This window comes from Leisingera sp. M658 (genome assembly GCF_025144145.1).
Taxonomy (GTDB): Bacteria; Pseudomonadota; Alphaproteobacteria; order Rhodobacterales; family Rhodobacteraceae; genus Leisingera.
Map to the genome: position 1 here is coordinate 3,383,998 of NZ_CP083546.1, position 22,404 is coordinate 3,406,401.

The 22,404-nt window shown below is 59.9% G+C and carries 12 protein-coding genes, 3 tRNA genes, 3 rRNA genes and 3 pseudogenes; 3 read left to right on the forward strand and 18 right to left on the reverse strand.

The features are described from left to right. Positions 1 to 524: 524 nt before the first annotated feature. The 6 genes from K3724_RS16650 to K3724_RS16675 all read right to left on the reverse strand — a co-directional run bounded on the left by K3724_RS16650 (position 525) and on the right by K3724_RS16675 (position 8,841). Positions 525 to 2,171 carry an amidohydrolase gene (locus K3724_RS16650; RefSeq protein ID WP_259987388.1) on the reverse strand — a complete coding sequence of 549 codons (1,647 nt, stop codon included), beginning with the start codon at positions 2,169 to 2,171 and terminating at the stop codon, positions 525 to 527. A 99-nt stretch (positions 2,172 to 2,270) separates the two neighbouring features. Continuing rightward, positions 2,271 to 3,698, reverse strand: coding sequence for an amidase (locus K3724_RS16655; RefSeq protein ID WP_259987390.1), 1,428 nt, complete (start codon positions 3,696 to 3,698; stop codon positions 2,271 to 2,273). Between the two features lie 10 nt (positions 3,699 to 3,708). Continuing rightward, positions 3,709 to 5,418, reverse strand: coding sequence for an ABC transporter ATP-binding protein (locus K3724_RS16660; protein WP_259987392.1), 1,710 nt, complete (start codon positions 5,416 to 5,418; stop codon positions 3,709 to 3,711). A 3-nt stretch (positions 5,419 to 5,421) separates the two neighbouring features. Beyond that, the gene (locus tag K3724_RS16665; RefSeq protein ID WP_259987394.1) at positions 5,422 to 6,297 is read right to left on the reverse strand and encodes an ABC transporter permease; all 876 of its coding nucleotides are present in this window, start codon (positions 6,295 to 6,297) and stop codon (positions 5,422 to 5,424) included. Next, on the reverse strand, positions 6,294 to 7,241 hold the full coding sequence (locus tag K3724_RS16670) for an ABC transporter permease (protein ID WP_259987396.1): 948 nt from the start codon (positions 7,239 to 7,241) through the stop codon (positions 6,294 to 6,296). Before K3724_RS16670 ends, K3724_RS16665 begins: the two co-directional genes overlap by 4 nt. A 64-nt stretch (positions 7,242 to 7,305) precedes the next feature. After that, positions 7,306 to 8,841, reverse strand: a complete 1,536-nt coding sequence (locus K3724_RS16675; RefSeq protein WP_259987398.1) for an ABC transporter substrate-binding protein — start codon at positions 8,839 to 8,841, stop codon at positions 7,306 to 7,308. Between the two features lie 124 nt (positions 8,842 to 8,965). Here K3724_RS16675 and K3724_RS16680 point away from each other — a divergent pair, with 124 nt between their 5' ends. Together K3724_RS16680 and K3724_RS16685 are read left to right on the forward strand one after the other, a co-directional pair. Then, positions 8,966 to 9,784: a helix-turn-helix transcriptional regulator gene (locus K3724_RS16680; protein ID WP_259987400.1), complete on the forward strand. Its 819-nt coding sequence runs from the start codon at positions 8,966 to 8,968 to the stop codon at positions 9,782 to 9,784. A gap of 581 nt (positions 9,785 to 10,365) precedes the next feature. Then, positions 10,366 to 10,716 carry a hypothetical protein gene (locus K3724_RS16685; protein ID WP_259987402.1) on the forward strand — a complete coding sequence of 117 codons (351 nt, stop codon included), beginning with the start codon at positions 10,366 to 10,368 and terminating at the stop codon, positions 10,714 to 10,716. Positions 10,717 to 10,720: 4 nt separating this feature from the next. On the opposite strand, the gene K3724_RS16690 is transcribed toward K3724_RS16685, so the two are convergent. From K3724_RS16690 to K3724_RS16740, 11 genes and pseudogenes are all read right to left on the reverse strand, one after another. Further along, positions 10,721 to 10,797, reverse strand: a tRNA-Met gene (locus tag K3724_RS16690). A 46-nt stretch (positions 10,798 to 10,843) separates the two neighbouring features. After that, a 5S ribosomal RNA gene (gene rrf, locus K3724_RS16695) occupies positions 10,844 to 10,958 on the reverse strand. Between the two features lie 212 nt (positions 10,959 to 11,170). After that, positions 11,171 to 14,014 (reverse strand): 23S ribosomal RNA (locus K3724_RS16700). A gap of 435 nt (positions 14,015 to 14,449) precedes the next feature. Then, positions 14,450 to 14,526: transfer RNA gene (locus K3724_RS16705), tRNA-Ile, on the reverse strand. A gap of 143 nt (positions 14,527 to 14,669) precedes the next feature. Next, positions 14,670 to 14,745: transfer RNA gene (locus K3724_RS16710), tRNA-Ala, on the reverse strand. Positions 14,746 to 14,910: 165 nt separating this feature from the next. Beyond that, a 16S ribosomal RNA gene (locus tag K3724_RS16715) occupies positions 14,911 to 16,376 on the reverse strand. The 16S, 23S and 5S rRNA genes sit together here with 3 tRNA genes alongside, the layout of an rRNA operon. A gap of 910 nt (positions 16,377 to 17,286) precedes the next feature. Then, a complete protein-coding gene (locus K3724_RS16720) occupies positions 17,287 to 18,060 on the reverse strand; it encodes a LamB/YcsF family protein (RefSeq protein WP_259987404.1) in 774 nt (257 codons plus the stop codon). Further along, entirely contained in the window at positions 18,057 to 19,088 is a 1,032-nt protein-coding gene (locus K3724_RS16725; protein ID WP_259987406.1) for a biotin-dependent carboxyltransferase family protein, read from the reverse strand. The genes K3724_RS16720 and K3724_RS16725 overlap by 4 nt, the downstream gene beginning before the upstream one ends. Further along, positions 19,085 to 19,837 carry an allophanate hydrolase subunit 1 gene (locus K3724_RS16730; protein WP_259987408.1) on the reverse strand — a complete coding sequence of 251 codons (753 nt, stop codon included), beginning with the start codon at positions 19,835 to 19,837 and terminating at the stop codon, positions 19,085 to 19,087. Before K3724_RS16730 ends, K3724_RS16725 begins: the two co-directional genes overlap by 4 nt. 112 nt (positions 19,838 to 19,949) lie before the next feature. After that, positions 19,950 to 21,392, reverse strand: coding sequence for a methyl-accepting chemotaxis protein (locus K3724_RS16735; protein ID WP_259987417.1), 1,443 nt, complete (start codon positions 21,390 to 21,392; stop codon positions 19,950 to 19,952). Between the two features lie 209 nt (positions 21,393 to 21,601). Beyond that, positions 21,602 to 21,799 (reverse strand): annotated as a pseudogene (locus K3724_RS16740) (IS5/IS1182 family transposase); the annotation flags it as partial. A 33-nt stretch (positions 21,800 to 21,832) separates the two neighbouring features. Here K3724_RS16740 and K3724_RS16745 point away from each other — a divergent pair. Further along, positions 21,833 to 22,182 (forward strand): annotated as a pseudogene (locus K3724_RS16745) (transposase); the annotation flags it as partial. On the opposite strand, the pseudogene K3724_RS16750 reads toward K3724_RS16745, so the two are convergent. Beyond that, positions 22,173 to 22,402: pseudogene (locus K3724_RS16750) on the reverse strand (transposase); the annotation flags it as partial. The pseudogenes K3724_RS16745 and K3724_RS16750 sit on opposite strands and share 10 nt — an antisense overlap. Positions 22,403 to 22,404 lie beyond the last annotated feature (2 nt).

Consider the following 22,404-nt stretch of genomic DNA (forward strand, 5'->3'; position numbering starts at 1 on the left):
GCAGGTTCGCGTCTGCGGCCAAGGTGTGCAAACCGCCCTCACTTCGGGACGGCTCTAGTGCTGCGGCTGCACCAGTCATGTCCGCTTGGGGCTGCCTGCCGTCATTCACACCTGGTGCGGCGAATGCCCAGTCAGAGCCCATTGTACCGATTGCTGCGTCTTGTTTGAACTATCGCGAAGCTCGCAATACTGACGTTGGCCATGGCAAGATTGGCCCTTTGCGGTCACTCACTGGTTTCCCTGGGTGCCGCTGTGCAGCCCTCCGTTGGAGGCTTTCGCTGCAGTCGCGAAACTGTTTGCAGCGTGACCTCATGCTTAGCCAATGAAAGTGAATTACACACTCATGGTTGACTAAAATGCAACATAGCCTTTGAACGGCCGACTGCCGCCATTCAACTAGTTTTCGCAAAGCGGTGAGTCAGCGCGCAGCGAGAGCCCTTAGCTGGATGATTGGAAACAAGCGTGGTGCCGCAAAACTGTATCAGGAGCATGCAGAGCCGGGTTGCTCAAAATATTGGCAATCATCAAACCTCGAAAGTGATCTGACCGCCGCAGATTGTCAGTGCCGCCCGTGCCAAGCTGAGCTGGTCCGCCCGCTGCGCCGCAAGATCGCGGTCCATGACAACCACATCTGCCATCATGCCCGCACGCAGCTTGCCCTTGCGGTGCTCGTTGAACTCGGCCCAAGCACCGTCACAGGTATAGGCCGCCAGGGCATCGCGCAGGCTGTGGCTTTGTTCTTGCCAACTGCCCGGCAGCGGCTGGCGCGACACCGCGCCCTGGATGGTGGGCATCACATCCACAGGAACAACCGGCCAGTCAGTTGAGAAAATGACCTTGGCGCCGCTTTCGCGCAGCGTCCGTGACGGAAACGCGGTTGGGATCTGGTGGCCGTGCAGCAAGGGTTCAAGCTCCGGGATCGCTTCGGGGCATGTATGCGGCGCATGGAGGGGCTGCATGGACGCAATGACGCCAAGCTCCCGGAACCGGGGGATATCATCGGCGCTGATGGTTTCGATATGTTCTATCCTGTGGCGGCTGTCGCGGGCGCCATTGGCACGCCGGGCGGCCTCAAACGCATCCAGGGTCCGCCGCACGCCCGCATCGCCGCAGGCGTGAACAGAGATCTGCAGCCCCATGGCATCGGCGCGGATGCAGGCCTCGTTGAAATGCGCCTCGGCAAACAGCGGTGCGCCACAGTCATCAGTCCCCGGATAGGGCTGGAGCATGAAGGCGGTCCTGTTCTCGATCACCCCGTCGATAAACATCTTGACCCGGGCCGACCAAAGATGGCTGCTGGCGTAGGTCCGGCGCATGTATGCCGCTTCTTCCAGCCGTTCCAGCGGGTCGGTGTGTTTGAGGTGCAGCGGCACTTCGGTCCGGCACAGCAGTTTGCCCTCCGCCTCCAGTTCCGAGAGCAGCTCCAGCTGATAGAGATTGCCATCCATGTTGTGCAGACCAGTGATCCCGAAGGACGCGCAGTGTTTCAATCCCTGTTCAAGCACTGCCTTGTCGATCGCGCGCTGTGCCGGTGTTGGCGCCGGCACCGGATCGGCGCCGGTCAGGGACCCTTCCATATCGCGCCCGCCCAGTGGTGTGAATTTCATCACCGGAGCCATGGCGGCCGCCTCGCGCAGTTCGCCTGTAGCGGTGCCATCCGGTCCCATGACGATTTCCGAGCCTTCGTCCACTTCCCGGCCCTTCAGAATCCCCGCCAATTCCAGTGCCGAGGTGTTCGCCCAGGCGGTGTGGCCGTCCGGCGCCAGGCAGGCAAACGGACGGTCCGGCAGAACGGCATCCAGATCATGGCGGGTCAGCGGCCGGTCCCCCATCGCGTGATAGCTGGCCGCATAAGCATAAAGCAGAACGTCATCCGGCCGCTGTGCCGCATAGGAGCGGATCGCTTGGGTCAGGGCGTCCAGCCCAGTGATGCCGGTCAGGTCAAGATATTCCAGTTCTGCTGCGCCCTGAAACAGGTGGACATGGCTGTCGATGAACCCGGGCAGGACCGTATTGCCCTGGGCGTCAAACACCTGGGCCGACCCGGCGATGGCCCGGATTTCGGCATTCGTCCCCACCGCGGTGATGAGGCCGCCCTTGATCGCCAGGGCCTCGGCATCAGGGCCGTTGAAGGTTAGAACTTTGCCGTTCAGGATTACCAGGTCGGTCATTGCTGCCTCTCATTTTGCAAGAATAGCCGGGCCGGGAGAGGTGTTTTCTCCCGGAGGCTTCAGTTTGGGTGTTAAAGGGGTGCGCTTGGCGGGGCGCTGCTACAGAGCTGGCCGCCGCGCGGCCTGATCCAGCCAGGGCATCTTCTCTTGCAAAACCGAGGCCACATGGAACGCCCTTGGATCATCAAAGGCACGCGCCACAATCTGCACCCCAACCGGCCGCCCATTGGCGCCAAGCCCGGCAGGCACGGCCAGCGCCGGCAGGCGCGACAGCATGTTGAACGGAGCCAGGGTGTTCAGGTCGTATTCGCTGTCAAAGTCGCGATCGCCGATGGTGATGCGGTCCCAAGGCTTTTGCTCGGCAAACATTTCGTAGCTGGCAAAGGCAGGGCAGATGAAGGCGTAGTAATCGTTTTCCATCATCGGACCGAACCGGCTGTAGATGTCCGCGGCAACATCGAATGAGGTCAGAAACCCGTCCGCTGTGGTCTTGGCGGCGCATTCGGCAAAGTACTTGGTATAGTCGCAGACCAGATCCGGGTGCGCCTCCACTTCACGGATCAGCGCGGCGCCCATCAGGTGGTTCAGGTAGCTGGCGCAGCCGTCGCGCACTTCCTGCCCCCAGCCCAGCTTCACCTCCTCGATGATCGCCCCGGCATCCGACAACGCATCAAGCACCTTATAGGTCTGATCGGCGACGTCCTTGGTCACCACTTCGTTGCTGATATCCAGGCTGTAGCCGATACGCTTGCCCTTGAGGCTGCCGTATTCAAACGGGATCGTCATTTTTTCCCGCACGGTGGCAACGTCCTGCGGGTGGTGGCCCGAGATGACATTCTGCATCAGCGCGCAGTCAGCTACCGTGCGGGCCATCGCACCGACGTGGCAGTAAGGATCCAGGTTGAACGGCACCGCATCCGGCACACGGCCATAGGGCGGCTTGAAGCCGACGACCCCGCACATCGCCGCCGGGCCGCGAATGGAACCGCCGATGTCCGACCCGGTTGCCAGCGTGGTGGTGCCTGCTGCCAGCGCCGCCCCGGCCCCGCCCGAAGAGCCAGAGGGGGTATATGCCGGATCCCACGGGTTGCGGGTCACGCCGTGCAGGCGGGTTTCGGTGGTCCAAGCGCTGCAGAATTCAGGCGTGGCCGAGCGCGCGTGGAAAATCGCGCCCGCGTCGCGCAGCCGCTGTGCTACCGGGTGGGTTTGATCGGCAATGTGGTCCTTGTAGATCAGCGACCCTTGCGTGTTGCGCTGTCCTTTGACGTCCATCTCGTCCTTGATAGCAACCGTGACCCCCTCTAGCGGGCGGGCATCACCGGGGCGGTTTGTGTAGACCTCCTCGGCGGCCCGGGCGGCATCCATCGCCTCATCAACGAATGTTTCGGTGAAGGCGTTGATCACCGGCTCGACAGCTTCAGCGCGGGCAAGTTGCGCCTTCAGAACATCCACAGGGGAAAGCTCACCGGATTTGAACAGCGCAATCTGCCGGGTCGCCGGCAGGTAGCACAGATCGAGATCGGACATGGCAAGGGTTTCATTCAACGGCATGGAGTTTTCTCTCGTTGCTAGGTGTCTGTTGTTCGGGCAAGGCGTGATGCGATGCTGCGATCAGCCTGCGGGTGTAATCATGCGTGGCGTCGGCAAAGAGCCGGGCGGTGGGTCCGGTTTCGACCAGTTCGCCTTTCAGCATCACAATCATGCGGTCGGCGGCATGTCGCACGACGCTCATGTTGTGGGTGATCAGCAGGATCGACAGGCCCATCTGCTCCTGCAGGGTGTTCAGAAGGTTCACCACCTCGCCCTGGACCGAGACGTCCAGCCCCGCGGTCGGCTCATCCGCGACAACCAGCGAGGGCGACAGCGCCAAGGCACGCGCCACGCCCGCGCGGCGCGCCTGGCCTCCGGACAGCTCATGCGGGAACCGGTCGGCATAGGCCTCACCCAGTCCGGCCTGGGTCAGCAACTCAATGGCGCGCGTACGCGTTGCCTCCGCCCGGCGGCCATGCACAATCAGCGGTTCGACCACCTGCTCTGCGATCGTCACCCGCGGAGACAGCGAACCGGCGGGGTCCTGAAACATCATCGCAACCTGCTCGCGTGCTTTGCCCCAGCCTGCGGCATCCGCTGTGGTCAGCTCGCTGCCGTTGAGGCGGATACTGCCCGCATCCGGGCGGACCAGCCCCATGATACTGCGCGCAACCGTGGTCTTACCCGAGCCGCTCTCGCCGATCAGCGCCAGCGTTTCGCCGCTGCGGATATCAAAGCTGACTTTGCGGACCGCCGGGATCTCATCACGCCAACCACCCAATGAGGGCGGCAGCAGGCCCCTGCGGGTGAAGGTCACCGACAGGTCTTCGACACGCAAGACAGGTGCGGCGCTGATATCTATCCGTCCGGGCGGCCCATCAACGATCTGTACAGGCTGCTCCAGCGCCTCGCTCATTGTCGGGAGTCTGCGGGTTGGCGTTTCGATCTGCGCCGGATCGCAGCGCAGCAGCGCCTTGGTGTAGCTATCCTGCGGGTCAGCGAAGACATCCTGCACCGGGCCGGCCTCGCGGATCTCGCCGGATTTCATCACCAGCACCTCGTCACAAAGCGACGCCACAACACCCAGATGATGGGTCACAAAGACAATGGCGCAGCCGGTCTCGCCTTGCAGGCGCTGCAGCAATTCAAGGATCTCCACCTCCAGCGTCGGATCCAGCGCGGTGGTGGGCTCATCCGCCAGCACCAGATCCGGCCCCAGCATCAGCGCCATAGCGATGGAGACCCGCTGGCGCTGGCCGCCGGACAGTTCATGCGGGTACATGGTCATCCGCGATGCGGGGTCCGGCAGGCTGACCCAATCCAGCGCGTCTATGGCGCGCTGCCATTTCTCACGCTTGGACCAAGGCTCGCGGTACAGAAGATCGATCATCTGCTGGCCGATGGTCAGACCCGGTGCCAGCGAGGTCATCGGGTCCTGCGAGATGTATGAAATCCGGGTGCCGCGCAGCGCCTGCATCCGGTCCGGCGGCTGGCGCAGCAGATCCATACCGTCGAACCAGACTTCGCCCGAATTCAGCGTGGCGGCATCCGGCAGCAGCCGGGTCAGCGCCCACAGCAAGGTGGATTTGCCGGAACCGCTTTCACCGACGATGCCCAGGGTGCGGCCCTTCTGCAGCGTGAAAGACACCCATTTCACCGCCTGAATGGGACCAAAGCGCACGGCGAGGTCGTCAACTTTCAGAAGCATATCCGCCATGGTTCAGCCCTTTCCGCCAAGTTTCGGGTCAAAGGCATCGCGCAGCGCTTCGCCCAGGAAGGTGAAACCAAGGGTCGCCAGCACCAAGGGGATCCCCCCCGCCACCACCAGCCAGGGCGTGTGGCCGACAAAATCAAACCCGTCCTGCAGCATCAAACCCCAGCTTGAGGCGGGCGGCTTTACACCCACGCCAAGGAAGCTGAGGCCCGCCTCGGCGGCGATGAAGGTGGGAATATCCATTGAGGCGACGATCAGAACCGGGCCGATCACATTGGGCAGGATGTGGCGAACCACGATACGGACGCGTCCGGCGCCCATAGCGCGCAGCGCTTCAACATATTCGGCATTGGCCTGCGCCATGACCGAAGCCCGCATGATCCGCCCGTAATAGGGCACTGATGTTGCGACCAGCAGGCCGACCAGCACAACCATACCGCCGCCAAAGATCGGCCCGATGGCCAGCGCCAGGATGATCACCGGATAGGCGCGTACAGTGTCAAACCCCAGGGTCAGCACATAGTCCAGCCAGCGCGGCCCCATCGCCGCCATCATGCCTAGAATGCCACCCAGGATGACCGACAGCGCGGTGGAAATCAGCGCCACGCTCAGCGCGATCCGCCCGCCATAGATCGCCCGGGACAGCACATCGCGGCCCAGCTGATCCGTGCCCAGCCAATGCGCCGCACTTGGCCCCTGCAGCTTGGAGGGGATGTCCATGGCATTGGGGCCGTAAGGCGCAATCCAAGGGGCCAGCAGCGCCGACAGGATCAGCAGCAGCGCCAGCAGCAGCCCCAACATACCCATCGGATCGCGGGCCAGATTGGTGAACCCGCCGGGGCGCACCGGTTTGATGACGGGTTGAATATCAGCCGCAGTCATTGCTCTTGGCCCTCCTTGAAACGGGGATCGATGATGGCGTTGAGGATGTCCGCGGCGGTGGTGGCGGCGATCAGCAGCGCGCTGGAGGCCAGCACCGCACCAAGTGTCACCGGGTAGTTGCGCAGGATCACCGCGTCATACATCAGCTTGCCGATGCCGGGCCGGGCAAAGACGATCTCGGCAAAGACCGCGCTGCCCAGCATGTAGCCGACCCCGACCCCCAGCACGGTAATGGTCGGTGCCACCGCCACCCGCAGCGCATAGCGGGAGATGATGCGCGGTTCGGTCAGGCCAAAAGAGCGGGCGTTGCGGATGTAATTTGCCGACAGCACCTCGATCATCGAGGCGCGTACCAGCCGCGCCAGGTAGCCGACCCAGCCGATGCCAACTGCGACGGCTGGCATGATCAGGTGGTGCAGCGTAGAACCAAAGCCGCCTTCGCCCGCGCCGATGGCAGGCAGCCAGCCCAGCCGGGCGGAAAACAGCAGCATGCCGTAGATTGCAATGATCACCGAAGGCACCGCGATGACGCTGACCGACAGCAATCCGATCAGCCGGTCAAACAGCCCGTTGCGGCGCACCGCCGCCAGGCAGCCCAGCGGGATGCCCAGGCCTGCTGCCAGCAGCATGGCTGCCGTGATCAGCTGCACAGTATGCGGAAGATGCGCCATCAGCACTTCGCTGACAGGGCGGCGGCTGCGCAGATCGGTGCCCAGATCGCCCTGGGCCACTGACCCCAGATACTTCACGATCTGCACTGGCATTGGCTGATCCAGCCCCAGCCGCTCGGCAAACTCGGCCTTGATGGCTGGCGTCGCCCGTGGGCCCAGCATCGCGCTGGCAGGATCGCCAGGGGCCAGTTGCACCAGCACATACAGCGTCGAGACTGCCAGGATCAGCACGGTCACCCCAAGACAGGTGCGGCGGAGAATAAAGCCAAGCATTTCGGTGTTTCCTCAGAAGAAAAATCCGGGCGGGGCTGTAGGCCGCCGCCCGGCAGGAGGGAGGTCAGTTTGCGGTCTTCTTGAAGCCGGCAAAGACTGGACGGCCGTCGGGCAAGGTGGCCGGCACGATCTTGTCGTTCCACAGGATGGTCAGGGGTTCGTTGGTCAGGAACAGGAAGTTGCCGGATTTCTCCATCATCTCCTGCATCTGTGTGTAAAGCCGGCCGCGTTCTGCGTCATCGGTGCTGCGGCGCGCCCTTTCGACCAGGGCGTCATAGTCCGGGTTGCTCAACCCTTCCCAGTTCCAGACGCCGACCTGATCGGAGGTGAAATACTGCATCGTGTAGATGCCGTCGGGATTGCCGGTCCAGGATTTCACATGCAGCTGCAGGTCGGCAGCACGCGTTTCATCGACACTCCAGAAGCTGCCTTCATCCTGCCCGTTCAGCTCGACGGTCAGACCGATCTCAGCCAGGTTGGCCTGGACAATCTGGGCAATGGTGGCACGGTTGGCCGTATTCACGAAGTCAAGCCGCAAGACAGTTCCTTCGGCCCCCGCCTCGGCGATCAGCGCCCGGGCGCCGTCCATGTCCCGCTGGATTGGTAGCACGTCGCGGTGGCCCAGAAGCCCCGGGGCGACCATACCGGTTGCCTGTTCGGCCCGCCCGTTCGAGACCGCAGCCAGAATGGCGGGCACATCCACCGCTTTCTGGATGGCCTGGCGCACCCGGATGTCCGACAGACTCTCGTAGGTTTCCGAAATGCCCAACCAAAGCGGATCCAGCGATGTACGCAATTCGGTATTACCGGCGCTTGTTGACCAGCTGTCGTACTCTAGCGCTGAGGCTGCGTAGGTAAAATCGATCTCGCCTGCATCAAAAGCCACCCGGGCGGCGTTGTCATCAGCAATGGCTATGATCGCGACCTCTTCAAAATCTGCCGCCTTGCCTGTCCAGGCCGGATCCTTTTCCAACATGAAGGCCTGGCCGGGTTCATGAGACTTGAACCTGTAGGGGCCAGCGGTTGCAACCGGGGTTGCCTCGAAATACCCGTCCGAAGCCTCCGCCGCAGCCTTGGAAATAATCGCGCCCGAAGTGTAGGATAGCGTCGCCGACCAGAACGCCGGGGACGGTGCGCTCAGGTGAATGACCCCGGTGTACTTGCCGGTTACTTCGACATCCTCCAGCAGCGTGAACTCGGTCGCGACACCGGATTCCAAGCCTTGATCCAAGTGCCGTTCAAAAGAGTATTCTACATCTTCCGCGGTCAGCTCCCCATAGCCGCCGGACCACATGATGCCGGGTTTCAGCTCAAAGGCGATGTGCTGCGGATCGGACAGATCTACGGATTTCGCGGCATCCAGTTCGGCCTTCCAACTATCCCCCGGCACATGTTTCGCCAGCCGCGGATAGAGGTTGTCGATCAGAAGCTGTTCCGAGCTGGAACCCCAGTAGGCCGGATCCAGGTAGCCCGGATCGGCAGCGACCGCGATGCGAAGGGTGTCAGCAGCACCTGCGCCTGCTGCGGCGGTCCAGATGGCGGCTGCCACGCTTGTGCCTATCGAAACCTGCCGGGCCGGCTTTGTCGGAATTCTGGTCATCTTCCTCTCCATCTGTTGGCATCTTTTCCAACAGTCTAGAGGGCGCGCGACCTGCAAAGCACGCACCGTTAGGCCCCCAAAATTAGGCTGGACGCAGCTATAGTGCATAAAGTAGCGTAAACACATGCCCGAAACTAATCTCTCCGCCAATCTCAGGATGCTGTGCAGCTACGGGCGTTCTGTCTCGGAGGTCTGCCGCCGAATCGGCATCAATCGGCAGCAATTCAACAAATACCTCACCGGTCAGACTGCCCCGTCGCTCGCCACGCTGCGCCGGGTCTGCGACTTTTTCGGGGTGGATGAGGCCGAGATCCTGCAGGAAAAGAAGGCCTTTGCCAAACTGGTCCGGCTGCGGCCGCCGGTTCTGGCCCGGTCGGATGATCCGCTTTCGGAGCAGATGGAAAAGGTGATCCGCCGCGACCGCCGCAATGCCGGCCTGCTGGAGCGCCACGCAGGTTACTATAATATTTATATGAGCCCCGACCCGTCCAAAAACTATCTCTTGAAGAGCATTGGACGGATTTTTGGCAGCGGGCACGACTGGTTCTCCAAGGAGCTGGAGCGCTATGAGGATGACGAATTCGCCATCCCCTCGACACTCAAACACTCTGGCCTGGTGTTCGAAGCGCACAACCGGATCTTCATAACCAGCCGCGAGCAGGGGCAAGGAAACGGCATGTGGACCACTGCCCTGATTGCCTCGGATTATGAAGATCCCTCGTTTCTTCCCGGTCTTCTCCAAGGGATCGAACCGGAAGGCGGGCACATGCTCTATGGCACCCGTGTGGTATGGGAGTACTTGGGAAAATCACCGGATTTGCGGGCAATCTTGCAACGCTGCGGGGCCTATAAAAGCGATCATTCCGAGGTACCCGAGTTTGTGCGCAACTCCATCTTTTCAACGGAAGGCACTGACACGGCCACTTTGACGGCTGCTTTTTAGACGCAGCGAAACGCGCCCCCCGGCAACCGCCGGAGCGGATACAAAAGAACAAGATTTCTATCAAATGATGGCCGCCACGCAAGCCTTTCATGCGAATTTTCCCGGCCAATCGTTCAACATCCAGCGCCTGCTTTAATGATCTGTTTCTGCCCTTCTTGCAGCTGTGGCAAATTTCCGATTTCCTGAAGGTTTTCCGATGCGGGCCAGGGTGCAACTTTGCTGTTGGACACGTCGGCGGCCCGCGTTGACAAACCTCGGAAGGAGGAAGCCGCGGGCCCCGGGCGCTGTCTATGGGGAAAGCGTGCTGCGGGTGATTGCGAGGGTGGGGTCTGGCCAGCGACCGGGCAGGACGTGTCGATCGCTGGAGGTCGCTCGGACGACTGGGGGCGTGGGTTTCGGATGCCGGCGGAACAGTTGATTGCATTTTCCTGAGCAAAGCGCGGCGACGAGCAGGCCAGGAGCGGTCCAGCCTGCGGGCGGCAGCTGGTGAGTTTCGCGCGTTTGAGACGGGCGTTGCGTCATGCGGCCTGCTCCCGGGGAGGTGCTCGAGATGGCGGCTTCTGACCGCTATTGAGGACGGCATGTACACCGCCTCGATGAAGGACAAGATGTCTGAGCTGGAGGGTGAGAAGGCCCGCCTGGCGGCGGTCATCGCGGACAACCCGGAACCCCCTGCCCTGCGGCTGCATCCGCGCCTGTCGGCGCGGTACCGGGAGCTGATCGAGGATCTTGCTGGCGCTCTGAATGCACCGGAAGTGAGGCGGGAGGCGACGGCGTCGCTGCGGGCGCTGATTTCGGAGGTGCGGATGGTTCCCGACAGTGCTGCGCCGGGCGGCCATCAGCTTGAACTTGTTGGGGAATTGGCGGGGATCATGCCTTTGGGTCGGCCTGAATCGAAAAAGCCCCCGCTGTTTGCGGAGGCTTGGTCGTAAACGTTGGTTGCGGGAGCAGGATTTGAACCTGCGACCTTCAGGTTATGAGCCTGACGAGCTACCTGGCTGCTCCATCCCGCGTCAGGTTTTTTTGAGACCGTATTGAGAGATATTTGGATTTTACTAGGTTTGGCGGTGACCTACTCTCCCAGGGCTTGAGCCCAAGTACCATCGGCGCGACAGTGCTTAACTTCCGGGTTCGGGAAGGGACCGGGTGTTTCACTTGTGCTGTAGCCACCAAACCGAGAAAAATCCAAATACCGAAGGCATTTGGATTTTTCTCGTGTGGCGGTCGGCAGCGTATTTACGAAGTAAATGCGCGAGAGACCGCACCTGAGTTATGTCACGGGGACATTACCAAATGCGTTCGGCTGCAATCAACGTTGTCCAAGCGTTTGTATTATGGGATGTGTTTGCTTGTTTGGTTTTTCCGTAACACTGTCTGTTACTGGATCAAATCAAGCCTATCGGGCGATTAGTACCGGTCAACTGAATGCATTGCTGCACTTACATCTCCGGCCTATCGGCGTGGTGGTCTTCCACGGCCCTCAGGGATACCTTGTTTTGAGGGGGGCTTCCCGCTTAGATGCCTTCAGCGGTTATCCTGTCCGAACATAGCTACCCTGCACTGCTGCTGGCGCAACAACAGGTCCACCAGTGGTTCGTTCACCCCGGTCCTCTCGTACTAGGGGCAACTCCTCTCAAGTATCCTACACCCACGGCAGATAGGGACCGAACTGTCTCACGACGTTCTAAACCCAGCTCACGTACCTCTTTAAACGGCGAACAGCCGTACCCTTGGGACCTGCTCCAGCCCCAGGATGAGATGAGCCGACATCGAGGTGCCAAACACTGCCGTCGATATGGACTCTTGGGCAGTATCAGCCTGTTATCCCCGGCGTACCTTTTATCCGTTGAGCGATGGCCCTTCCACTCGGGACCACCGGATCACTATGGCCGACTTTCGTCTCTGCTCGACTTGTCAGTCTCGCAGTCAGGCTGGCTTCTGCCATTGCACTCAACGAGCGATTTCCGACCGCTCTGAGCCAACCTTCGCGCGCCTCCGTTACTCTTTAGGAGGCGACCGCCCCAGTCAAACTACCCGCCACGCAGGGTCCCGGATCCGGATAACGGACCGCGGTTAGATATCAAGAGTGCGAAGGGTGGTATCTCAAGGGAGGCTCCACCGCGACTTGCGTCACGGTTTCGATGCCTACCACCTATCCTGCACATCACAATCCTGATACCAGTGCGAAGCTGTAGTAAAGGTGCACGGGGTCTTTCCGTCTAACCGCGGGAAGCCTGCATCTTGACAGGCAATTCAATTTCGCTGAGTCGATGTTGGAGACAGCGGGGAAGTCGTTACGCCATTCGTGCAGGTCGGAACTTACCCGACAAGGAATTTCGCTACCTTAGGACCGTTATAGTTACGGCCGCCGTTTACCTGGGCTTCAATTCGGAGCTCTCACCCCTCCTTTTAACCTTCAGGCACCGGGCAGGCGTCAGACCCTATACGTCGTCTTGCGACTTCGCAGAGCCCTGTGTTTTTAATAAACAGTCGCCACCCCCTGGTTTGTGCCCCCGGATTCCACTTGCGTAGGACCCGGGCCTCCTTCTCGCGAACTTACGGAGGTATTTTGCCGAGTTCCTTCAACATCGTTCTCTCAAGCGCCTTGGTATTCTCTACCTGTCCACCTGTGTCGGTTTAGGGTACGGTCTGATGGAGGGCTATTTCCAGGGACTGATCAGCAGCCCATTCAATCCGATAAGGATGAACTACCTTCACAATCCGTCACATCCTCCTGGCCCACGAATATTAACGTGGTTCCCATCGCCTACGCCTTTCGGCCTCGGCTTAGGGGCCGGCTTACCCTGCTCAGATTAGCTTTAAGCAGGAACCCTTGGACTTTCGGCGAGAGTGTCTCTCACACTCTTTGTCGCTACTCATGTCATCATTCTCACTAGTGATCTCTCCACGGGATCCCTCACAGGCCCGCTTCATCGAAAGCTCCTTGCGTCCAATTCTTCCCGCAGGAAGATAAGGACGCATGGAACTATGTCACACTACGCTCTGCTACCATGCACTATGTGCATCCTCGGCTTCGGCTCATGGCTTGAGCCCCGTTACATCTTCGCCGCAAGACATCTTGATTAGACCAGTGAGCTGTTACGCTATCTTTAAAGGATGGCTGCTTCTAAGCCAACCTCCTGGTTGTTTTGGACGTCTCACCTGCTTTCCCACTTAGCCATGAATTGGGGGCCTTAGCCGGAGGTCAGGGTTGTTTCCCTCTCCACGACGGACGTTAGCATCCGCCGTGTGTCTGCCATCTAGTACTCCCGGGTATTCGGAGTTTGGTTAGGATCAGTAAGCCTGTGGGGCCCCATTACCCATCCAGTGCTCTACCCCCCGGGGTATTCGGATGACGCTCTACCTAAATAGATTTCGCAGAGAACCAGCTATCTCCGAGTTTGATTGGCCTTTCACCCCTAGGCACAGCTCATCCCGATCCTTTTCAACGGATGTGGGTTCGGTCCTCCAGTGCGTGTTACCGCACCTTCAACCTGGCCATGCCTAGATCACTCGGTTTCGGGTCTGATCCCACAAACTCATTCGCCCTATTAAGACTCGCTTTCGCTGCGCCTACACCTAACGGTTTAAGCTTGCTTGTGAGACCAAGTCGATGACCCATTATACAAAAGGTACGCTGTCAGCCCTCAAGGGGCCTCCAACTGATTGTAGGCGTTCGGTTTCAGGTACTGTTTCACTCCCCTCGCCGGGGTGCTTTTCACCTTTCCCTCACGGTACTGGTTCGCTATCGGTCAGTAAGGAGTACTTAGCCTTCGGAGGTGGTCCTCCGATCTTCAGACAGAATTTCACGTGTTCCGCCCTACTTAATACGTCCCTCAGAGCTTAGAATACGGGGCTGTCACCCGCTATGGCCATGCTTCCCAACATGTTCTTCTCACTCATCAGGCTCGGCTGGTCCGCGTTCGCTCGCCGCTACTAACGGAGTCTCTATTGATGTCCTTTCCTCCGGGTACTTAGATGTTTCAGTTCCCCGGGTTTGCTCTTATAAACCTATGTATTCAGTCTATAAGTACCTGGTTAAGCCCATTATAAGCAGCCATCCGGAATGAACCGGCGGCTATTATAACAAACTTTCAGGTGGGTTCCCCCATTCAGAGATCTTGGGATCAAAGCCTATTCCCGGCTCCCCCAAGCTTATCGCAGGGTATCACGTCTTTCATCGCCTCTTACTGCCAAGGCATCCACCAAACGCCCTTCTCGCGCTTGATTTGATCCAGAAAAAGAGAGTGTTCTAAAACACGCTCAGCTGCGGAAGCTGGTAAGAAACCGCAGCATGTTTTCCTGAACCAAAAAGCAAACTATCCCGCTCCCGGCCACAATTGCGACCAGGAACTTATTGCATGATCATGCGATCATGCGGGTTCAAATCCTTGCGGATATTGAACCGGGTTAGTGTACTTGACTTGGACAACACTGTCTTTTCAATCAGGCAGACTTCAGAACGTCTGAGGAAACATGACGTATTCTGAAGCTCGCATCCCGTCCCGAAGGGCGGTCAGCACCTGACTGAGGTCAATCCCACACTCGGGCGACCAACAGTCTTGTTGATTGTATCTCTCTTTACGATGTCAATTTCCGTCCGATTGGACGGTTAAACACTGCACAGTGCTTAACGGTCAAATCGTATTGCCACTTCCAGGGAAGTGGTGGGTCGAGGAGGACTTGAACCTCCGACCTCACGCTTATCAGGCGTGCGCTCTAACCACCTGAGCTACCGACCCGGTTTTCGTTTTGCTTCAGCAAAACAAAATCAGTGGGCGGCAGGGTATTGCGAAGCAATGCCCGGGAGCAGCACCCGGCAGTTATGTCACCAAGATCCTGCAAGACCCGGCTGCCGCCGAATGTGGTTCAAGGTGCCAATGCTTGGTGGAGCCTAGGAGGATCGAACTCCTGACCTCCTGAATGCAAATCAGGCGCTCTCCCAGCTGAGCTAAGGCCCCTTGCTGAACCCTGGCAGCGCCAGGATCCGATATGACTGAAGAGATATGAGGACGGTCCGGTCCAAGAAACATCTTGCGACATTTCCGATGCGGGCAGCTTTGTTTGCTGCCCATGCTAAGTGTTCCACGAGATCAGCACGCTGATCTGGCCAGGAACATCCTTAGAAAGGAGGTGATCCAGCCGCAGGTTCCCCTACGGCTACCTTGTTACGACTTCACCCCAGTCGCTGAGCTCACCGTGGTCCGCTGCCCCCTCCGAAGAGGTTGGCGCACGGCCTTCGGGTAAACCCAACTCCCATGGTGTGACGGGCGGTGTGTACAAGGCCCGGGAACGTATTCACCGCGTCATGCTGTTACGCGATTACTAGCGATTCCGACTTCATGGGGTCGAGTTGCAGACCCCAATCCGAACTGAGACAGTTTTTTGGGATTAACCCATTGTCACTGCCATTGTAGCACGTGTGTAGCCCAACCCGTAAGGGCCATGAGGACTTGACGTCATCCACACCTTCCTCCCGCTTATCACGGGCAGTTTCCCTAGAGTGCCCAGCCGAACTGCTGGCAACTAAGGATGTGGGTTGCGCTCGTTGCCGGACTTAACCGAACATCTCACGACACGAGCTGACGACAGCCATGCAGCACCTGTCACCTGGTCTCTTACGAGAAAGCTGAATCTCTCCAGCGGTCCAGGGATGTCAAGGGTTGGTAAGGTTCTGCGCGTTGCTTCGAATTAAACCACATGCTCCACCGCTTGTGCGGGCCCCCGTCAATTCCTTTGAGTTTTAATCTTGCGACCGTACTCCCCAGGCGGAATGCTTAATCCGTTAGGTGTGTCACCGAATAGCATGCTACCCGACGACTGGCATTCATCGTTTACGGTGTGGACTACCAGGGTATCTAATCCTGTTTGCTCCCCACACTTTCGCACCTCAGCGTCAGTATCGAGCCAGTGAGCCGCCTTCGCCACTGGTGTTCCTCCGAATATCTACGAATTTCACCTCTACACTCGGAATTCCACTCACCTCTCTCGAACTCAAGACCAGGAGTTTAAGAGGCAGTTCCAGGGTTGAGCCCTGGGATTTCACCCCTTACTTTCTGGTCCGCCTACGCGCGCTTTACGCCCAGTAATTCCGAACAACGCTAACCCCCTCCGTATTACCGCGGCTGCTGGCACGGAGTTAGCCGGGGTTTCTTTACCAGATACTGTCATTATCATCTCTGGCGAAAGAGCTTTACGACCCTAAGGCCTTCATCACTCACGCGGCATGGCTGGATCAGGCTTGCGCCCATTGTCCAAGATTCCCCACTGCTGCCTCCCGTAGGAGTCTGGGCCGTGTCTCAGTCCCAGTGTTGCTGATCATCCTCTAAAACCAGCTATAGATCGTAGACTTGGTAGGCCGTTACCCCACCAACTATCTAATCTAACGCGGGCCGATCCTTCTCCGATAAATCTTTCCCCCGAAGGGCGTATAAGGTATTACTCACCGTTTCCAGTGGCTATTCCTTAGAGAAGGGCACGTTCCCACGCGTTACTAACCCGTCCGCCGCTCCCTCCGAAGAGAGCGCTCGACTTGCATGTGTTAGGCCTGCCGCCAGCGTTCGTTCTGAGCCAGGATCAAACTCTCAAGTTGAAAAGCTGTTGCCAGCTTATCCTTGACGTTCGAACCTCTGCACATCACTGGTTGCTTTAACAAAACACTCAAACACGGGGGTTTGACGCGCCTTGCGATCCGACCCGGCTAGGAACCGGAACTGCAACCAATTATTCTCTGTCTGTTGTGCTTGGTTTCAAAAGAAACCGAAGCCGAACAAGACAGTGAAGCTGACACTCAATCATCGGAAGCGAACTTCCTAAGAGCGTTGATATACAGACGTTGATCCATCGAAACGAACCAAACCGCCCACATATCTCTTCAGTTATCCATCAATGTCAAAGAGCAACACTCAGAGGCCAAAAACAAGACCGATGCGCCAGTATTCCCCAGCGCGCCCGCCTGTCAGATCTATCAAAGTGCCCCAGTCTCTCCTGAGCGTCCAGCCGTCTCTCCGGCCCGTCTCCCTGTCTCTCCAGGCGTCCCGGCGTCTCTCCGCCGCGTTTCCCGTCCCGTCCTGCGTTCCCGCCGTCCCGTCCGGTGTGTCTCAGCAGCATCTCGTCGCTGCCGGTGAAGGGGGTTCTAAGGTTAGACCAACAAACCCGCAAGCCCTTTTTTGACGTTTGCATGACATTTTGCAAAACGATCGTAAAATTCTTTCTTTTCCAGCAACTTACGCGACAAAAAAATATGTCGAGCTTGCTGTTTTCCGGCAATCGGCCGGGCGTAGGCGCGACAAGCGCGATGGCTTGAGGATCACCTTCCGCTAGATGTTGGGGTTTCGAACCAAGGGCACACAAGAGGGGCAGAGTTCCGCGAGTCGCATCCGGCAGTTTCCCCTCGAGTCAGGCATCCGATTCCATGGTTTTTTCCCGAAAATCCCTAAAACCGCCCTAGCGCCAGGCGATCCTCCCGGCTGAGGCACCAGATTACACCTCGCCAGCAGTGATTAGCCCCTGCGCCCGGTGAATTGACGGATCATGATCCCGCCTTCCGTCAGGCTGGTGCGGACCGATTGGGCCAGCTGCACCGCTTCCGCCGTATCCCCATGCAGGCAGATGGTATCGATTGAGGCGGGAATGCGCTTGCCGCTTTCGGTGATGATGGCGCCCTCTTCCACCATTTGCAGAATGCGCGGGCCAGCCAGGGCCGGGTCATGAATGACAGCGCCCGGCAAAGACCGGTCGACCAGCGTGCCGTCATCATTATAGGCACGGTCGGCAAAGATCTCACCGCACCAGTTGCAGCCAAGGCCGCGCACCGCCTCTTCCATGGCCGTGGCCGCCAGTACCATGATGATGATGTCCGGATCCACTTCCAGCGCCGACTCGTAGCAGGCCCGCGCCATTGCGTGATCGGTGCAGGCCATATTGGACAGCGCCCCGTGCAGTTTCAGGTGGCGCACTTGGGTTCCGGCCGCCCGTGCCATGCCCTGCGCCGCGCCCAGCTGGTAGCGGATCATATTGGCCAGTGTGCCATGCGGCACATGCATCTTGCGCCGCCCGAAGCCCTGCAAGTCCAGGAACCCGGGATGGGCGCCGATCCCGACGCCGTTGTCATGCGCCAGCGCCATGGTCCGGGCCATCACATCCGGATCGCCCGCATGAAAGCCGCAGGCAATATTGGCCGAGGAGACGATGTCCAGCAGCGCCGCGTCATCCCCCATGGTCCAGGGGCCGAAGCTTTCACCCATGTCGGCGTTCAGGTCGACGGTCTTGGTCATGCGGTCTCTCCTGTTGCAAAAGGGTCCGCCTCCGCAGAGACCGCCCCGCTGATCAATTGATAGGATAACAGGTCCCGGAGCGCAGCCGGATCGCGTACCAGCGGGCGGCAAGCTGCGGGCAGCCCCTTTAAAACCGTCTCAAACCTGGCCTGAATTTCCAGAGCCTGTTCCAGGCCGGTCCAGCAGAAGCGGAGCGCAGCGCCATCCTGCGCCTGCGCCACCTTGGGGAGATCGCATGGCAGAACGGTGCCGATCCGCGGGTAACCGCCAGTTGTCTGGCATTCGCGCAGAAGCACGAAGGGCTTGCCATCGCCGGTCATCTGCACATCCCCCGGCAGGATCACTTCGGACAGGATATTGAGCTGGCCGTCAGCGGCAAAGCCTTCCCCGTCCGAGACCATTTCCACCCCCATCCGGTTGGCACGGCTGCCGCGCCGGAAAACCGTGGCCGCAAACCGGGCACGGACCGGCTCTGGAAACAGGCCGCTTTGGAAACTTTCGACAATACGCAATTCACCGCCCTGAAAACGGTCCTCGGCGGCCAGTACCAGACCTGTTTCATTATTCCGGTCTGAACCGGCAGGCAGCAGGTCTCCGGCTTCGGCCGCCCGCCCCAGCCCCGCCATCAGATGCACAGCGCGGGAGCCAAGCAGCGGCTCCGTGGCAATGCCGCCGCCTAGATGCAGGTATCCATAGACGCCGCGGCGGGCGGCACCGATTGACAGGCGCTGGCCCGCCTCCATCCGGTGCGACGCATTCCAGGCCAGCGGTTCACCCTCCAGCACTGCCGTCATCGGCGCGCCGGTCAGGGCAATGCGCAGGGGGCCGGTTGCTTCGAACTCGCCGCCCATGCCCCCCATTTCCAAGGCTGCCAATCCGGAATCCTGCCGCAGCAGCGCAGCCCCCTCGGCCAATGCCAGCGGGTCCGCAGCGCCGCCTTGGGACACCCCCTGCCCCAGCAAACCGGGCCGCCCCATATCCTGGACCGAAGCTGCCGGTCCGATCCGCAGTATCTTGAGACCGCTCATGCTGCGATCTCCGCGACGATGGCGCCGCCAAGCAGCGGGTCATCCTTGCAGTGTTTCAGGAAGTCCGGTTTGGAGACCGGCTCAAACTGCATCTCATCACCCGGGCGCAGAACAAAAGGCTGCGCTGCCCCCGGCTGGAACAGGGTCAGCCCGGTTTGGCCGACATGACGCCAGCCGGTCGGCGCCGGATTGGAGAACAAGACGAACTGGCTGATCGCCTGCACCAGTGCGCCGCTCGGCACCATCGGTGTCAGCTCCGTCTGCCGCGGCAGGTTCCATTCCGGCCCCAAAGACCCAAGGTAGGGCTGGCCGGGGGCAAAGCCGATGGTCAGCACCCGCACCCGGGCGGCACCCAGGCTTTCGATGGCCTGTGTCTCGCTCAGACCCGCGGCATCGGCTGCTTCTCCCAGCTGGGGTGCCAGATCGGTGCCATATACTGTGGGCACCCGCCAGAACCGGCGCCCGGGCGGCAGCGGCGCCTGCAGCCAGTTTTGGGTCGTCAGAAGGGTCTGCAAAGCCGCCTCCAGCGCCTCATGCCGCAGATCAGCAGGGTCGAAACGGACAAAGACCGAAGCCAAAGAGGCCATGGTCTCTACAACCCCTTTCAGCGGCAGCGCTTCCACCGCACTGCCAAAAGCCAGCGCGGCGCGGTTCGAGGCTTCGCTAAGGCTGCTGTCAAAGCTCACCAGCATACCGTTCTGCCCGGCCCGCCGGACCAGCGGATAGGCTGGCGCCACCTGGCTGTTCATGTTTTCACCCCGTCATTTTTGCGCGCAAGCGTTGCGGTGCAGACGGAGAGTGTCAACATGTCAATTCATAGACAACCTTGCCGCAGCCACAGGCAAGAACGGCAAGTCGGCTTCAGAAATCATCCCACCCTTGCGCCGCAGGCAGCGTCTCTGCATCAAAACCGCCGGCGTCGTTTGCCGCCGGGGATGCTGCCGGGGATGTTGCCGCCGGGCGCTGAAAAGCCACCACATCCGCAACCGGGGCGGGGGCCGGGTTGCCTGCGGACCTGAACTTGGACACTTCGCGGGTCAGCTGGCTGGCGTCTGCGGACAGCAACTGGCTGGCGGCCGAGGTTTCCTCAACCATCGCCGCATTCTGCTGGGTCACCTGATCCAGCTGTGAAACACCAAGGTTGATCTCGCTCAGCGACGTTGCCTGTTCCTTGGCGCCAGTGGCAATCCCGCTGATGTGGGTGGAAATATGACCCACACTGTCAATGATCTGCTTAAGCTCAATTCCGGTTCTGCCAACCAGGTCCACACCGCTGGCCACCTGCTGTTTGCTTTGACCGATAAGCTGCTTGATCTCGCCGGCCGCCCCAGCGGACCGCTGCGCCAGCGCCCGCACTTCTGAGGCAACAACCGCAAAGCCACGGCCTGCCTCCCCCGCCCGGGCGGCCTCAACCCCGGCATTCAGCGCCAGCAAGTTGGTCTGAAAGGCAATATCGTCGATCATCCCGATGATTTTGGCGATTTCCTCAGAGGAGCTCTCAATCTGCGACATCGCCGCCACAGCGTCCGAGACAACCTGACCGCTGCGTTCCGCGGCAGTCTGGGCCTCGCTGACGATGCCCTCCACCTTCTCTGCGCCCTCCGCCGAGGAATGCACCGTGCCGGTCAGCTCCTCAATGGCCGCTGCGGTTTCCTCCAGCGTTGCAGCCTGGCTCTCGGTACGCTGAGACAGGTCGCTGGCGGATTTGGATATCTCATCCGCTGTGCGTCCGACAGCTTCGGATACTTGCGTCACCGCGCCCATCGCTGTGCCAAGCTGCTCCGCCGAGCGGTTGAACGCCTCGCCCAGCGCGGCAATATCCGCCTGATCGGACAGTTTGACCCGGAAGCCCAGATCCCCCTGGCTCATCGCGTCCAGCCCCTTGGCGATTTCCTGCAGCCCAAGACGGCGCACCGTTACATCAGTGGCCACTTTGACCACCCTTTCCACTGTGCCATCCGCGTTTTCAACCGGAGCATAGGTCGCCTGGATCCAAATAGTGGCGCCGTCCTTGGTCACCCGCGGGAACTGATCGGTGAACACACGGCCAGCGGCCAGGTCTTTCCAGAATGATTTATACTCCGCACCCGCGGCAATTTCAGGCGCCACAAACATCGAATGATGCCGGCCCGCGATTTCTTCCAGCCGGTATCCCAATGCAGCAAGAAAATTGCCGTTTGCGGTCAGAATTGTGCCGTCCGGTTTAAATTGAATTGTCGCCTGGGTGCGATCGACCATACCGGCAATAATCCTGGCACCGCTGTCCTGCTCTGCGGGCCTGGACGCTTTGAATTTGAAAAACAATGAATTTCTCCGCGCGTTCCTGATTCTCGATGGCTCGCGCCGAAAGTACAGTGAAACCAACAGAAAATTCTTAACGTCCCTGGATACATGCGCTTAGGTGTTCAGCCCCGGCATCTGGCGGATCGGATCCTTTATGAACCTGTTTGGATCTGAATGGCATTGTTGCAGAACTCGCTCTTGAGGCCTGGCTCCCCCTTTCCCCTCCGAACTTAGGCGACGCGGATAATCTCAGCGGTGCCGAGTGCGTTGAAGCGGTTGATGAGTGCGATGCGGATATGGATCTCGGCGGTTTGGCGGACGGGGTCTCTTGCGGCAATGCGCTCGCCGAATGCCTTTAAGCAGCGCATCTTTGCCTCGATCCGGCTTCGGACGTGGTATCCTGTCCAGCGCTTCCAGAATGGCTGCCCGGCAGTTGATTGCAGAGCAATCAATGAGAGGGGCGCAAGGTTCATCTTGCGATGGACGCTGCCACGTCTGACATCCGTGCCGTCGAATTCACCCCCAGCCGCGACGGCCCCTCTCGTGGTTATGCTGCGCAAACCACTGCCGGGCAGTGGACAGCCCGGTCTTACCGGACTTGTTGGGTCAGTTCCCCGAGGACGAAGACATCGGCACCGTGATCGCCGATGGTGCCTATGACACGCGACGCTGCCATGCCGCGATCCTCGAACGCGACGCGGCCCCGATCATCCCGATCCGCAAGAATGGCCGGTTGTGGAAAGAAGATTGTCCGGCTGCGCAGGTCAGAAACGAAACTCTGCGAGCCACCCGACACTACGGTCGAGCCTTGGCGCCGCCCCTGAACGCCGTGCTTGCGGGCCTGCCACTCATCATCGCCAAGGAACTTGATCCCGGTGCTGTCCACAAGCAGGTTCAGCGGCCCATCGGCGCGGCGATATGGGATCTGGACGGCCAGCGTTCTATGGGCTTACGCGGCCCCACTGGGGCCACGGTCCCATCTCACTCTGCCGGCGGCACAGCGTAGAGAAATCCGGAACGGGCCAGTCCAGAA